This window comes from Ferdinandcohnia sp. QZ13 (assembly GCF_031324165.1).
Taxonomy (GTDB): domain Bacteria; phylum Bacillota; class Bacilli; order Bacillales; family Bacillaceae_L; genus Ferdinandcohnia.
The window spans coordinates 160584-175444 of the sequence record NZ_JAVIVW010000015.1 but is presented as its reverse complement, the minus strand read 5'-3'; the positions used below and the strand labels follow the sequence as shown (position 1 = coordinate 175444).

General features: G+C 37.6%; 17 protein-coding genes. All 17 read left to right on the top strand.

Features of this window, described 5'->3' with window-relative positions; translation table 11 throughout:
* The first annotated feature begins 1 nt into the window (after position 1).
* The 17 genes from RGU12_RS14545 to aroB all read left to right on the top strand — a co-directional run bounded on the left by RGU12_RS14545 (position 2) and on the right by aroB (position 14855).
* The gene (locus RGU12_RS14545; protein WP_309536732.1) at positions 2-898 is read left to right on the top strand and encodes a YIEGIA family protein; all 897 of its coding nucleotides are present in this window, start codon (positions 2-4) and stop codon (positions 896-898) included.
* Positions 895-1086, top strand: coding sequence for a capping complex subunit for YIEGIA (locus tag RGU12_RS14540; RefSeq protein ID WP_116352383.1), 192 nt, complete (start codon positions 895-897; stop codon positions 1084-1086). Before RGU12_RS14545 ends, RGU12_RS14540 begins: the two co-directional genes overlap by 4 nt.
* A gap of 150 nt (positions 1087-1236) precedes the next feature.
* The gene (gene der / locus RGU12_RS14535) at positions 1237-2547 is read left to right on the top strand and encodes a ribosome biogenesis GTPase Der (RefSeq protein WP_116352382.1); all 1311 of its coding nucleotides are present in this window, start codon (positions 1237-1239) and stop codon (positions 2545-2547) included.
* Between the two features lie 15 nt (positions 2548-2562).
* Entirely contained in the window at positions 2563-3600 is a 1038-nt protein-coding gene (locus tag RGU12_RS14530; RefSeq protein ID WP_309536731.1) for an NAD(P)H-dependent glycerol-3-phosphate dehydrogenase, read from the top strand.
* Positions 3601-3965: 365 nt separating this feature from the next.
* A complete protein-coding gene (locus tag RGU12_RS14525; RefSeq protein ID WP_116352380.1) occupies positions 3966-4166 on the top strand; it encodes a DUF2768 domain-containing protein in 201 nt (66 codons plus the stop codon).
* A 27-nt stretch (positions 4167-4193) separates the two neighbouring features.
* The gene (locus RGU12_RS14520; protein ID WP_309536730.1) at positions 4194-4913 is read left to right on the top strand and encodes a YphF family lipoprotein; all 720 of its coding nucleotides are present in this window, start codon (positions 4194-4196) and stop codon (positions 4911-4913) included.
* 258 nt (positions 4914-5171) lie between these two features.
* Positions 5172-6650 (top strand): stage IV sporulation protein A, encoded by a 1479-nt coding sequence (gene spoIVA, locus RGU12_RS14515; protein WP_309536729.1) that lies wholly within the window; start codon positions 5172-5174, stop codon positions 6648-6650.
* Positions 6651-6952: 302 nt separating this feature from the next.
* A complete protein-coding gene (gene hbs / locus RGU12_RS14510; RefSeq protein WP_057997427.1) occupies positions 6953-7225 on the top strand; it encodes a non-specific DNA-binding protein Hbs in 273 nt (90 codons plus the stop codon).
* Between the two features lie 123 nt (positions 7226-7348).
* Positions 7349-7915, top strand: a complete 567-nt coding sequence (gene folE / locus RGU12_RS14505; RefSeq protein WP_309536728.1) for a GTP cyclohydrolase I FolE — start codon at positions 7349-7351, stop codon at positions 7913-7915.
* A gap of 173 nt (positions 7916-8088) precedes the next feature.
* Positions 8089-8319, top strand: coding sequence for a trp RNA-binding attenuation protein MtrB (mtrB, locus tag RGU12_RS14500; RefSeq protein ID WP_116352376.1), 231 nt, complete (start codon positions 8089-8091; stop codon positions 8317-8319).
* Positions 8320-8465: 146 nt separating this feature from the next.
* Positions 8466-9278: a heptaprenyl diphosphate synthase component 1 gene (locus tag RGU12_RS14495; protein WP_309536727.1), complete on the top strand. Its 813-nt coding sequence runs from the start codon at positions 8466-8468 to the stop codon at positions 9276-9278.
* A 2-nt stretch (positions 9279-9280) separates the two neighbouring features.
* Positions 9281-9991, top strand: a complete 711-nt coding sequence (locus tag RGU12_RS14490) for a demethylmenaquinone methyltransferase (protein ID WP_309536726.1) — start codon at positions 9281-9283, stop codon at positions 9989-9991.
* Between the two features lie 33 nt (positions 9992-10024).
* Positions 10025-10987, top strand: coding sequence for a heptaprenyl diphosphate synthase component II (gene hepT, locus RGU12_RS14485; protein WP_309536725.1), 963 nt, complete (start codon positions 10025-10027; stop codon positions 10985-10987).
* A 94-nt stretch (positions 10988-11081) separates the two neighbouring features.
* Positions 11082-11528 carry a nucleoside-diphosphate kinase gene (gene ndk, locus RGU12_RS14480; RefSeq protein ID WP_309536724.1) on the top strand — a complete coding sequence of 149 codons (447 nt, stop codon included), beginning with the start codon at positions 11082-11084 and terminating at the stop codon, positions 11526-11528.
* A gap of 80 nt (positions 11529-11608) precedes the next feature.
* Positions 11609-12382, top strand: a complete 774-nt coding sequence (locus RGU12_RS14475; RefSeq protein ID WP_309536723.1) for a CheR family methyltransferase — start codon at positions 11609-11611, stop codon at positions 12380-12382.
* A gap of 221 nt (positions 12383-12603) precedes the next feature.
* Positions 12604-13776, top strand: a complete 1173-nt coding sequence (gene aroC, locus RGU12_RS14470) for a chorismate synthase (protein WP_309536722.1) — start codon at positions 12604-12606, stop codon at positions 13774-13776.
* Positions 13776-14855 carry a 3-dehydroquinate synthase gene (gene aroB, locus RGU12_RS14465; RefSeq protein ID WP_309536721.1) on the top strand — a complete coding sequence of 360 codons (1080 nt, stop codon included), beginning with the start codon at positions 13776-13778 and terminating at the stop codon, positions 14853-14855. Before aroC ends, aroB begins: the two co-directional genes overlap by 1 nt.
* Positions 14856-14861: the final 6 nt, after the last annotated feature.

Here is a 14861-nt window from a genome sequence, read left to right as displayed (position 1 = left end):
CATGAATGAATATACATACCCGATATTGTTCGGGGTCATCTTTGGTGTTGCAGTTCGATTGTATATGTTAAGGACAGATTATCGTCAATATCCAACTTATTTACACGGAAAAATCATCCATATTGCGTTAGGTTTTATAGCGGCAGGATTAGGAACGGTGGCTGTTCCTTCGATTATGGAAGAAGATTTCACTGCGATTACGTTTTTAACGATTGCGGCCTCACAATTTCGTGATGTCCGTAATATGGAGCGCAATACACTTACAGAACTGGATTCCTATGAACTTGTTCCGAGGGGAAAGACATATATTGAGGGAATTGCGGTTGCGTTTGAAAGTCGTAATTATTTAGTCATTTTCACTTCTTTATTTTCCACATTCGCTTATCTAGCTATTAAATGGTGGGCTGGAATCGTGGTAGGGATAATTTGCCTTCTGATCTGTAAAAAGCTAATGGCTGGTAGTAAACTAAAGGATATTGTTGACGTTGAATATGTAGAGCCACATTTTAAAGATGCTGGCTTATATGTGGATAATATTTATATTATGAATATTGGACTTCCAGCAAGGCAGCAAGAGATTTTAAATTATGGGATGGGGTTTATCTTAAAACCAAAAACGTTTGATGCAAGAGCTACAATTGCAAATTTAGGGCAAAGGCAAGCCATTTTACATGATGTTTCTACTGCTTTGGGGATTTTTAGAGATTCAGGAACCCCTGCTCTTACTCCATTAGCAAAAAGAGATTTAAACGACGGGCGTGTTGGAATTTTCGTATTGCCCCAGGATAAAAATATAGATAGAGCGATCGAGGTAATCAGTAATGTGCCAACTTTAGAAAATGCAATTCGAATGCCGACAGAGAGGGAAAGAAAGGAGAAGGGAATGCCAACTAAATGAATATCGAAAAATTTATTTTAGCCGCGATCACAATGGAGCCATCAAAGGTGAATGTTTCAGGAGGTACACCCGTATTTTCTTGTTCTTCAAAGGAAGAACTTGACTCAGTTGCTGCAAGTTTAGAGGCAATCTTAGATGGAATTGCTCATGAAATCAGCAAGAATGTGTACATAATCGTAAAACACTAAACATTTGATTGTTGTGAGTATGTATTTTTGATAGAATAAAAAAAGTATGACCCTTCTGATGTAGAAGGGTTTGTTTTATAAATATGGTTGGTTTTCGACATTTTTGATTTGATATATGAGAAAGAGATCGTTTAGAAGGGAAGAACGCATGTGGTAAAACCAGTTGTGGCAATTGTTGGTCGACCAAACGTTGGGAAATCAACAATTTTTAATCGAATAGTAGGAGAAAGAGTTTCAATTGTAGAAGATATACCAGGAGTAACCAGGGATCGAATCTATAGTTCGGGCGAGTGGCTTAATCAAGAATTCAATATTATTGATACTGGTGGAATTGATATTGGCGACGAGCCGTTTCTTGCTCAAATTAGGCACCAAGCTGAAATTGCGATTGATGAAGCAGATGTCATTATTTTTATGACAAGTGGTCGTGAGGGAGTGACAAGTGCAGACGAAGAGGTCGCGAAAATATTATATCGCTCTAAAACACCTGTTGTTTTAGCTGTCAATAAAGTGGACAACCCTGAGATGCGTGCAGATATTTACGACTTTTATGCACTAGGGTTCGGTGAACCAATCCCTATTTCAGGCTCCCATGGGATTGGACTAGGTGACTTACTGGACGAAGTTGTCAAACATTTTCCAGAGGGTGGAAATGGGGAATATGATGAGGAAATCATTAAATTTTCTTTAATTGGACGCCCGAATGTAGGAAAGTCATCACTTGTTAATTCTTTATTAGGTGAGGAAAGAGTAATTGTAAGTGATATCGCTGGTACAACAAGAGACGCGATTGATACAAAATACATAGTGGATGGAAAAGAATACGTTATTATTGATACAGCTGGAATGAGAAAAAAAGGTAAGGTCTATGAAAGCACTGAAAAGTATAGTGTGCTAAGGGCTTTAAAGGCAATCGAACGCTCTGACGTCGTCCTTGTTGTGTTAAACGCAGAAGAAGGGATAATCGAACAGGATAAAAAAATTGCTGGTTATGCCCATGAAGCAGGTAGAGCGGTTGTCATTGTAGTTAATAAATGGGATGCAGTTGAGAAAGACGAGAAAACAATGAAGGAATTCGAAGAGAAAATCCGGGACCATTTTCAATTCCTTGATTATGCTCCAATTGTGTTCTTATCGGCGAAAACAAAACGCCGCATTCATACCTTAATTCCAATGATTGATATGGCGAGTGAAAATCATACGATGCGCGTTCAAACAAATGTCTTAAATGATGTCATCATGGATGCTGTCGCGATGAATCCAACACCTACTGATAAAGGGAATCGTCTGCGGATTTATTATGTTACACAAGTTGCGGTTAAGCCGCCAACATTTGTTGTCTTTGTAAATGAACCGGAGTTAATGCATTTTTCATATGAACGTTTCTTAGAAAATCGGATTAGGGATGCTTTTGGATTCGAAGGTACACCTATAAAGCTCATCGCAAGAGCTAGAAAATAGGAAGGGGATGATGTAATGGAGAAAGTAACGGTTGTTGGAGCAGGTAGCTGGGGAACGGCACTTGCACTTGTTCTTGCTGACAATGACCATGAGGTACGGATCTGGTCTCATCGACAAGAACAAGTTGATGAAATCAATACGAAACATACGAATTCTAAATATGTCCCATCAATTGAGTTACCAGAAATGATCATGGGATATGCGGATATAGACAAGGCATTGGAGGCCGTAGAAACAATTGTTCTTGCTGTTCCAACAAAAGCAATTCGGGAAGTACTTCAAAAGATAAGTCAGGTCACCTCTACACCATTAACTATCATTCATGTGAGTAAAGGGATTGAACCAGACACATTAAAGCGGATCTCTGAAATGATTGAGGAAGAAATGCCTTCAAATCTTTTAAAAGATGTTGTTGTTCTTTCTGGACCAAGCCATGCTGAAGAAGTGGTGCTTCGCCATCCAACAACTGTAACGGTTTCATCTAAAAATATGAAATCTGCTGAATATGTTCAAGACTTATTCATTAATCAGCATTTCCGAGTTTACACAAACCCTGATATTGTTGGTGTTGAAATTGGTGGGGCGTTAAAAAATATTATAGCCTTAGCTGCTGGAATCACAGATGGTCTTGGGTATGGAGATAATGCAAAAGCTGCACTTATTACGCGTGGCTTGGCTGAGATTGCACGTTTAGGCAGTAAAATGGGTGCAAATCCATTAACATTTGCGGGATTAACTGGTATCGGTGATTTAATTGTAACGTGTACAAGTGTGCATTCACGCAACTGGCGTGCGGGAAATCTACTTGGTAAAGGGCAAAGCCTAGAAGAAGTCCTTGAAAATATGGGAATGGTTGTCGAGGGTGTTAGAACGACAAAGGCAGCGTATCAGTTAGCTAAAAAAATGGATGTGTCCATGCCTATCACATTTGCGCTATATGACGTTCTTTTCAATAATCAATCACCAAAAGATGCGGTTGATCAACTAATGGCCAGAGGAAAAACAAATGAAATGGCTGACCTCTTTGACTATCTAGATAATGGAACTTTGTAAAAAATGCTTACACAAACCCTCTTTTCATGCATATGATGGAAAGGAGAAAAAAATAGCGGGATTTCCTAAACATTTCGCGCAGCAAAAAAATTTCTAGTGAGTAAAAAGTTTGCACTTTTCTTGCGGAAAATAGGCATCAGACGATACATTTGTTGCTGTTTTCGCATAAAATGCAACGTAGTATACTGTGGGTCTGAGCGACTGGGTAAAAGGGAATATTTAGTTCTACGCTTGCTGAAGTAAAGGCGCCCCTCTTTACTTCAGTTTTTTTGATTTTACAATTAACAATATAGACTTAGTTTAAAGGTTCGTATTATGATATAATATTTGACGGAATGTTAGAGTTGGACAAGGGAGTGAAAAAGGTGACACCAGGATTACTAAAAATGTGGATATCATTTGCAGGAATGGCATTTATGGCGATTGCTGTTATATCTATTTATCTTAGTCGATATAAACTTAAGGGCTTCCTAAAAGGAATAGTAGCCACGATTGCATATCTTTTTATGATTCTAGCAGGAATTATTATTTTCTTTGTTGTGTTTAGCGGACCAGTTAGTGAATAGAGTTACAAACATAAGGATGGTATAAATATGAAAGTTTCATTACAACTGTTGGTTATTGTTTTTTCATTATCATTACTTACTGGGTGTCTTTATCCAAAAGAAAAGCTTGCTCAAAATCAAATTCCTTACGAGGACCAAATTGCAGCTGTCCAGCGGGCGGTTGACCAATTTAAAGAGGATTCAGGGGGGCTTTTGCCAATAAAAAATAGAGATATGGAGACTCCCATTTATCAAAAATATCCAATCGATTTTACCCGGATTTCCCCAAAATACATAGCTGAACCCCCTGGTAATGCGTATGAAACGGGCGGAGTTTATTTATATGTTTTAGTAAATGTAGAAACAAACCCAACGGTTAAACTTCTTGATGTTCGAATTTCAGAAGAAATAAGTGAGCTAAATTTGCGAGTGCAAATGTATCGTTCATCAAATGGTTATGCGCCATTTAAGGAACAGCTTCAAACAAATGTATTTACATTGGATTATAGCAAGCTAGGCTTGAAAGAAGAGCCATATGTTGTGAGTCCATTCACAGGAAAAAACTTGCCACTATTGATTACGAGCACGAATGAGATTGTTGTAGACTATCGTATGGATTTATTTGAGTATTTAACAAAGTATGAACATACATATCAAACAGGTGATGATATTCGGGATCTTTTAGTCGATAACTCGATGTTTGTCCCGACCAATTCCTTGCCGTATACGATAAACGACGAAAATGAACCAATTTTTTTAGATAATTAAGTCATGAACCCTTCTTTTAGACATAAACTCTAAAAGAAGGGTTTTCTTTTGTTCAAAAAGTGTAAAAAAAATAGCTTGCTAGGGTGTTTATAAGACTGTCTTTTTGAACTCAAATTTGCTGCTACATATTGTGGGGGGAATTTTTTTCTAGAAATAGTCATATTTAATTAGGACAACGTCATACAAATATAATGTCCTAGAATATGTAGTAAACGGATAAAATTATCCCAAGAACTGTAAAATCGGGAGGGATCACACTTGGAAAAGGTAGATATTTTCAAAGATATCGCTGAGCGCACCGGTGGCGATATATATTTAGGAGTCGTTGGTGCAGTAAGAACAGGTAAATCTACTTTTATAAAGAAGTTCATGGAATTAGTAGTCTTACCGAATATCGGTAGTGAAGCTGATAAGGCTCGCGCACAGGATGAATTGCCACAAAGTGCAGCTGGAAGAACAATCATGACAACTGAACCAAAGTTTGTTCCAAATCAAGCTGTTTCTGTCCATGTTGAAGAAGGGCTTAATGTGAACATTCGCCTTGTGGATTGTGTGGGGTACACAGTTCCAGGTGCAAAGGGATATGAGGATGAAAATGGTCCTCGTATGATTAATACACCTTGGTATGAGGAGCCAATCCCATTCCATGAAGCAGCCGAGATTGGCACGAGAAAAGTTATTCAGGAGCACTCCACAATCGGTGTTGTTGTAACAACAGATGGTTCAATTGGAGAAATTCCTAGAAGAGATTATATTGAAGCAGAAGAGCGTGTCATTGCTGAACTAAAAGAGGTTGGGAAACCATTTATAATGGTGATTAATACAGTCCATCCTCATCACCCTGAAACAGATGCTCTTCGTCAGGAGTTAAATGAAAAATATGATATTCCTGTTTTAGCGATGAGTGTTGAAAGCATGCGTGAAGCTGATGTGTTCAATGTTCTACGTGAAGCACTTTATGAGTTCCCGGTATTAGAGGTAAATGTTAATCTTCCAAGCTGGGTAATGGTTTTACGTGAAGATCATTGGTTAAGAGAAAGCTATCAGGATGCTGTCAAGGACACTGTCCAAGATATCAAACGTTTACGCGATGTTGACCGTGTAGTTGGACAATTTAGTGAGTATGACTTTATTGACCAAGCAAGCTTAGCTGGTATCGAAATGGGGCAGGGTGTAGCTGAAATTGATTTATATGCTCCAGATGATTTATATGACCAAATTCTTAAGGAAGTTGTGGGAGTTGAGATTCGCGGAAAAGATCATCTTTTACAGCTCATGCAAGACTTTGCTCATGCAAAAGCAGAGTACGATCAAGTGGCAGATGCATTAAAAATGGTGAAGCAAACAGGATATGGAATTGCTGCACCTGCGCTATCTGATATGAGCTTAGATGAGCCAGAAATCATCCGACAAGGTTCAAGATTTGGAGTTCGCTTAAAGGCTGTTGCACCGTCTATCCACATGATTAAGGTCGATGTTGAATCTGAATTTGCGCCAATTATTGGTACAGAAAAACAAAGTGAAGAATTGGTCCGTTACTTAATGCAAGACTTTGAGGATGATCCACTATCCATCTGGAATTCAGATATCTTCGGTAGATCATTAAGCTCAATTGTACGCGAGGGTATCCAGGCGAAATTATCATTAATGCCTGAAAATGCACGCTACAAGTTAAAAGAAACACTTGAAAGAATCATTAACGAAGGTTCCGGCGGATTAATTGCCATCATATTATAGGATTTAGGCTCCTTACTAGGGAGTCTTTTTTTTGTGTGAATTTGCATAAGACCAAGACATAATTTGCTTAGTAAATACGAATATGATACGCTTTTTACAGAAAAATATAGGTTTTTTGGTGAAATATACATAAAAAGGTAAAATTTCTGTTGAAATATATTGAATTATGTCTAATTATCGTTTATTATAAGGCATGTTAGCATCAAGCCAACGTAAGTACATACTTGATGACATAAAGCTTTAAGAACAATGTAAGATCATTCATATGATTTAAAATCTTCATTTGGGAGGAGGTGAATGTCATGAACAAAACAGAATTAGTTAACGCTGTAGCTGAGAGTGCTGAGCTTTCTAAGAAGGATGCTACAAAGGCTGTTGATGCAGTTTTTGATTCTATCCTTGAAGCTCTTAAAGGTGGAGACAAAGTTCAGTTAATCGGATTTGGTAACTTTGAGGTACGTGAGCGTGCAGCTCGTAAAGGTCGTAACCCTCAAACTGGTGAAGAAATCGAAATCGCTGCAAGCAAGGTTCCTGCATTTAAACCAGGAAAGGCGCTTAAAGATGCAGTAAAATAATTTTACATAGAAACTATGTGAAAGATACAAAAAGAGTCGTCTTGCGACTCTTTTTTGTTTTATAACCATAAATATGCTAGAATCAATGAACTGATAGTATGTGATATGAGGAGGGGTTGGCAAATGACTTCTGTAGATTATAAAAAGATAGAGCAAGCCGTTACGATGATTTTAGAAGCGATTGGGGAAGATCCACAGAGAGAAGGGCTAGTTGATACACCAAAACGTGTTGCTAAAATGTATGCTGAAGTTTTCTCAGGCTTAAAAGATGATCCGAAAGAATACTTTCAAACAGTTTTTGGAGAAGAACATGAAGAATTGGTACTTGTAAAAGACATCCCGTTTTTTTCGATGTGTGAGCACCATCTTGTTCCATTTTATGGTCATGCTCATGTTGCCTACATACCTAAAGGAGGTAAAGTAACAGGCTTAAGCAAACTTGCACGAGCTGTTGAAGCTGTAGCTAAAAGACCTCAATTACAAGAGAGAATCACTTCAACCATCGCTGATTCTATTGTTGAAACACTTCAACCTCACGGAGTAATGGTTGTAATTGAAGCAGAGCATATGTGTATGACAATGCGTGGTGTCAAAAAGCCTGGGGCAAAAACCGTGACTTCTGCTGTTCGAGGAATATTACAAAAGGATTCAGCCGCTCGTAGTGAGGTATTATCATTAATTAATAATTGACATCCGTAAAAAAGTACGAGATAGTAAAAAAGATATCGATTTCACTCATCTTCCAAGCAAGTGTTGGATGAGATGAAATGTTTCTTTTATTGTGAGTGTTCAAAAATTCAACGTATTTCATTTAGTCAATTTTTGAGCATCCCCTTACATAGCATTCATAGGAGTGAAGAAGGATGAGCAATAATACAAACTCAGAATTTATTGTAATCAAAGCAGTCGAAGATGGAGTGAATGTAATCGGATTAACAAGAGGATCTGACACACGCTTTCATCATTCGGAGAAATTAGATAAAGGTGAAGTCATGATTGCACAATTTACTGAACATACCTCAGCAATCAAAGTACGAGGGCACGCAATCATTCAAACTAGTCACGGAGAAACTGAATCAGATTCTAAAAAATAAGCAGGTAAATCCTGCTTTTTCTTTTGGAATAAATAAAACTAAGAGAAAATCTAAGTGATGTATGTTATAATTAACGTTGTTTTATAAAGACTAACGATAAAGAACTTGAACATAGATAAATGGTTATTTAAATTGGGGAAACAAGGGTGATTGATTTGCATGACATCAAGGAAATAGTTGCTGATCTTAAGGAGCGTATTGAGAACAAAACAAGACATTCATACCTTCAAAGATATATGGAAACACCTAGTATAGATGAGGATAAACTATTATTGTTATACTCCATATGTGAGGATTTGCTTCTTCCAAAAGAGCAATTAACAAATTATATAGTAACCACTATGCTTGTTCAGCAAGCGTTAGATACCCATGAAACAGTCCCCAATCGACTAACCTATTCAGATGAACGTATGCGCGGTCAACAGTTGGCCGTCTTGGCAGGAGATTATTTTAGTGGATTGTATTATTATCTTCTTGCTCAAGCTACCGATATCGCCTTCATTCGAATACTCGCAGAAGGTATTAAAGACGTAAATGAGGCTAAAATTTATTATTATCAAATGGATCATGAGCAAATAGACAAGCTTTTTTCATGTGTGACAGCGGTCGAATCAGCTGTCTTCGGGAAAATCGTGAAAAGCTTTCAAATAAATAAATGGGAACAACTCGTTCAAAATTTTTTATTGTTAAAAAGACTTCTACTTGAGAGAGACCTCTATATAGAGAGTGGAAATTCGATTCTTTTTAAGACTCTAAAAAAAATAGTCTCGAGGGGAAAACCAGATCAAAAATCAGAAGTTATGTTTGAATATAACAAGCACCTTTCTCTTGTAAGTAAAAAGCTAGAACAATCCTTAGAGATCAACCCTAGAATAAACAAAATGTTACGAAATCGAATAAATGAAGTACTTCTTAAAGGTACAACACTATCATTGAAAAGAAGCGTGGAAGAAGGGTAATTATGGAGCAATCTAAAGAACAACGTGTACATCATGTGTTTGAAAAAATATATAAAAACTATGATCAAATGAATTCTGTTATCAGCTTCCAACAACATATAGCATGGCGTAAGGATACAATGAAGCGAATGGATGTCCAAGAGGGCTCATCTGCACTTGACCTTTGCTGTGGCACTGCTGATTGGACCATTGCCCTCGCTGAGAAGGTTGGTCCTAAGGGCAAAGTAATCGGTCTTGATTTTAGTAAAAACATGCTTAAAATAGGTCAAGAAAAAGTAGACAAGTTAAAGTTAAATCAGGTGGAATTAATACATGGTAATGCGATGGATCTCCCGTTCGAGGACAATTCCTTTGATTATGTAACAATTGGCTTTGGTCTGCGGAATGTTCCTGATTACATGACTGTCTTAAAAGAAATGCAAAGGGTAGTTAAGCCTGGGGGAAAAGTTGTGTGCTTAGAAACTTCACAGCCAACAATGATTGGTTTTAGACAGTTATACTTTTTCTATTTTCGGTTTATCATGCCGGTTTTTGGGAAGCTTTTTGCAAAAAGCTTTAAGGAATATTCATGGCTTCAGGAATCTGCACGTGATTTTCCAGGTATGAAGGAACTCACAAAAATGTTTCAGGAAGCAGGCTTGACCGACATTGAAGTGAAACCTTACACTTTAGGTGTAGCTGCAATGCATTTAGGTTATAAAAGAAATGGATGAACGCGTCATATTTTTTAGACTAAGGTGAAACTGATGAAATTATCTTTGATGTATTCGTATTTGAATACAGATTTAGCAATTATTGAAAAAGAACTAGAGGCGTCCATCAAAGGGAAGCATCCGGTTCTTCAACAGGCTGGGTTGCATTTATTACAATCTGGTGGCAAACGACTACGCCCTGTTTTTGTCCTTTTAGGAGGAAAATTTGGGGATTACAATATTGATGTAATTAAAAATGTTGCCGTAACACTTGAACTGATTCATACGGCATCGCTTGTGCATGATGATGTGATTGATGACGCGGATCTTCGACGAGGCAAGCCTACCATTAAGGCAAAATGGGACAATAAGATAGCGATGTATGCGGGAGATTATATTCTAGGGAGTTCATTAGAAATTATTACAAAGCTTCCCAATCCCTTATTACATAAACTGCTTGCACACACCATTGTTGAGGTTTGTTTAGGTGAAATCGAACAAATCAAAGATAAATATCGTTTTGATCAAAATTTACGCTGCTATTTACGTAGAATAAAGCGAAAGACGGCTCTATTAATTGCGAGCAGTTGTCAATTAGGGGCGGTAGCTGCAGATGTCCCTGCAGAGGTTCATCAAAAACTGTTTTTATATGGTTATTATGTAGGAATGGCCTTCCAAATCACAGACGATATTTTAGACTTTACGGGTACCGATGAACAATTGGGCAAACCTGCTGGTAGCGATTTAATGCAAGGCAATATTACGTTGCCAGTTTTATATGCGATGAAAAACGAAAGCCTTAAACAACAAATTGTTCAAGTGTCTGAACGTACAACAGCTGCTGAGATTAAACCTTTAATTCATGCTATTAAACAATCAGATGCAATAAAGCAAGCAGAGGCTTTAAGTAATAGATATTTAGAAAAAGCATACAAAATCTTGGGGGAATTACCTCCTTGTCGTGCCAGAAATACGCTTTTTAATGTCGCAAAATATATTGGAAAAAGAAAATTTTAGGAATAACATTGATAACCAATCAAAATAGTGTTACTATTTTGATTGGTCGCTAAAAAAAGACTATTTTACATAATTGTGGTGGGGTGGAGATCTTATGGAAAAAACATTTTTAATGGTTAAGCCGGATGGCGTACAGCGTCAATTAATTGGTGAAATTGTATCACGGTTTGAAAGAAAGGGCTTTCAATTAGTAGGAGCTAAATTGATGGCGGTTTCAGAAGAGCTTGCGAGTGAACATTACGCTGAGCACAAAGAGCGACCGTTCTTTGGAGAACTAGTAGAATTCATTACATCTGGACCAGTTTTTGCAATGGTTTGGCAAGGTGAAAATGTAATTGCAACTGCTCGTCATATGATGGGTGCTACAAATCCTAAGGATGCAGCTCCAGGTACTATCCGTGGTGATTTTGGATTAACAGTTGGAAAGAACGTTATTCATGGTTCTGATTCAACAGCAAGTGCCGAGCGTGAAATTTCATTATTCTTCAAAGAGGAAGAATTAGTAGCATACGATAAGCTAATTAATAACTGGATTTATTAATCTAACCAAACCAGCTCTATTCGGAGCTGGTTTTTCTAAAGAAACATTCACCCCTATGATGATTTTTTCGAGGAGAAACTATGGACAAGAATTATACGTTATTTGCCGAGCAGGTAAAAAGAAAAACAGGTATTGATTTACTTTTATATAAAGAAGCTCAAATGGTTAGAAGACTGACTTCGTTGTATGAAAAACGAGGTTTTTCAAGCTTTCAGGAATACTTTAAAGGAATTGATAAAGACAAAGAGTTGTTACACGAGTTTTTAGATCGAATGACGATTAATGTATCAGAGTTTTATCGGAATGCGAAACGGTGGGAAGTATTAGAAACAAAGATTCTTCCAAAACTACTTCAACAGAATCGGAAGCTTAAAGTGTGGAGTGCAGCCTGTTCAGCTGGTGAAGAGCCCTATACTCTTGCAATGATTCTTTCAAAATTTTTACCTTTACATCAAATATCTATTTTAGCTACGGATATAGACGAAAATATTCTTGCAAGAGCAAGGATGGGAGTATATCCAGAACGCTCGCTTCAAGAGGTTCCTCCTGACATGAAGAGACGCTATTTCACTCAAGATGGCACTTTTTATAACGTCCATTCCGACTTAAAAAAGGCAGTAAATTTTAAAAAGCATAATCTTTTATCTGATTCCTTTGAAACGAATTTCGACTTAATCGTGTGTAGAAATGTATTAATTTATTTTACCGAAGAGGCTAAAGATATGCTCTATAATAAATTTAGTGCAGCTCTTAAAAGGGATGGTATTCTATTTGTTGGAAGCACCGAACAAATTTTCAATCCAGCATCGTATGGCTTAGAGACAGAAGATACGTTCTTTTATAGAAAAAATTAAAACGTCAGAAAAATGACAAATCTATTATTGTTTGTTAATATAAAGGAATCGAATTTGCCATTTGGTAAATTCGATTCCTTTATATTTGTAGATGCATAATCATAGAAATTTTTGAAAAAATCTATCCTGTTATACAAAGATTATGATATATTGATACATAATCGCTTTAAATTACGAAAGTGAAATTTATTTTTACTTTAACATACAAGGGGGTAACATAAATGAGATATTTAACAGCTGGAGAATCACATGGGCCGCAGCTTACAACAATCATTGAAGGTGTACCTGCAGGTCTTGAACTAACTACTGAGGATATTAATACTGAGCTTGCTAGACGCCAAAAAGGGCATGGTCGAGGTAGAAGAATGCAAATTGAAAAAGACCAAGCACAAATTGTTAGTGGGGTAAGACACGGTAAAACATTAGGTTCACCTATTGCATTAGTCGTTGAGAACAATGACTGGAAGCACTGGACAAAAATTATGGGCATTGAACCAATAACCGATGAGGAATCTGAAGAGATCAAACGTAAAATTACACGTCCACGTCCGGGGCATGCAGATCTTAATGGAGCCTTGAAATATGGCCATCGTGATATGCGAAATGTTCTTGAAAGATCCTCTGCACGTGAAACAACAGTGCGTGTTGCCGCTGGCGCTGTAGCTAAAAAATTCTTAGCTACATTAGGAATCAAAGTAGCTGGACATGTACTTGAAATTGGCGGTGTACGAGCTAAGAATACAACATATGCGAGCATTGAAGAATTAAAAACAAAATCAGAAGAATCACCAGTAAGATGTCTTGATGAAGAAGCAGGCGTGCAAATGATGAACGCCATTGATGAAGCAAAGAAAAATGGTGACTCGATTGGTGGAATTGTAGAAGTCATCGTTGAAGGCGTACCTGCAGGTGTGGGAAGCTATGTTCATTATGATAGAAAGCTTGATTCTAAGATTGCAGCTGCAATGGTAAGTATTAATGCCTTTAAAGGCGTTGAATTTGGAATCGGTTTTGATGCAGCAAGAATCCCAGGAAGTCAAGTACATGATGAAATTATTTGGGATAAAGAAAGTGGTTATCAGAGAAGAACAAATAATTTAGGCGGCTTCGAAGGTGGTATGACAAATGGTATGCCGATCGTTGTAAGAGGTGTCATGAAGCCGATTCCAACTTTATATAAGCCACTAAAAAGTGTAGATATTGAGACAAAGGAAGTTTTTGAAGCAAGTATTGAAAGATCCGATAGCTGTGCAGTTCCTGCAGCTTCCGTTGTTGCTGAAGCAGTCGTAGCTTGGGAAGTTGCAAATGCAATTGTTGAACAATTTGGACAAGATCGAATCGATTTAATTCAAGAAAATGTAACGAAAATGCGTGAGTATTCGAGGGAATTTTAATGGACAAATTGACCATTGCTACAAAATCGAAAACGTATCCGATGTACATTGGGACTGAAATAATAGATCAACTTCCCAAGTTGATACAGGATACATGTAAACAGGTTTCGAAGATACTTGTTATAAGTGATGAGTCTGTTGCGGAACTATATTTGGATAAAGTGCTTAACATCCTTAAGCAACAATACGACGAGCCATTATCATTTGTAATTCCTGCTGGAGAGAATGCAAAATCCTTCGACGTATATTATCAATGCCAGACCTTTGCACTTGAAAAAGGATTGGATCGTACTTCTGTGATCCTTGCTTTAGGTGGAGGTGTAGTTGGGGACTTAGCTGGCTTTGTTGCAGCAACTTTTATGCGCGGCATTCCGTTTATCCAAATTCCAACAACATTACTTGCTCATGATAGTGCGGTTGGAGGTAAGGTTGCAATTAATCATGAACTTGGAAAGAACATGATAGGCGCATTTCATCAACCGAATGCGGTTCTTTACGATATTGAATTGATGAAGACATTACCTAGGGTAGAGCTTCGCTCAGGTTTTGCAGAGGTTATTAAACATGGACTCATTTGGGACCGGGAATTTTACCGGTGGCTTACGGAGGAAATACAATCTCTTGAGGACCTAAAAGGTGAAAAGCTCCAATATGCTGTATTAAAGGGTGTAGCTGTAAAAGCTAGAGTTGTTTCCGAGGATGAACAAGAAAAAGGACTCCGTGCCATTTTGAACTTTGGTCACACGCTAGGGCATGCAATTGAAGCAGAGTCAGGCTATGGTAGGATTACCCATGGAGACGGAGTTGCAATTGGGATGATTTTTGCATTAAAGGTGAGCGAAAAAATCTTTCATACCAATCTATCGTCCGAAAAGATTAGGGAATGGTTTCGTTTATTTGAATTCCCTACAGCCATTCCTGAAGGGTTAGACCGAGTAAAACTACTTGAGCGTATGAAACATGATAAAAAAGCTACCTCTGGAAAAGTGAAGATGGTCTTGTTAAAAAATATTGGCGAAACCGCCATTGAGGATATAGGTGATGAACAACTACTTCAATTCTTGAAGGAGTTTCATTAAGTAGGT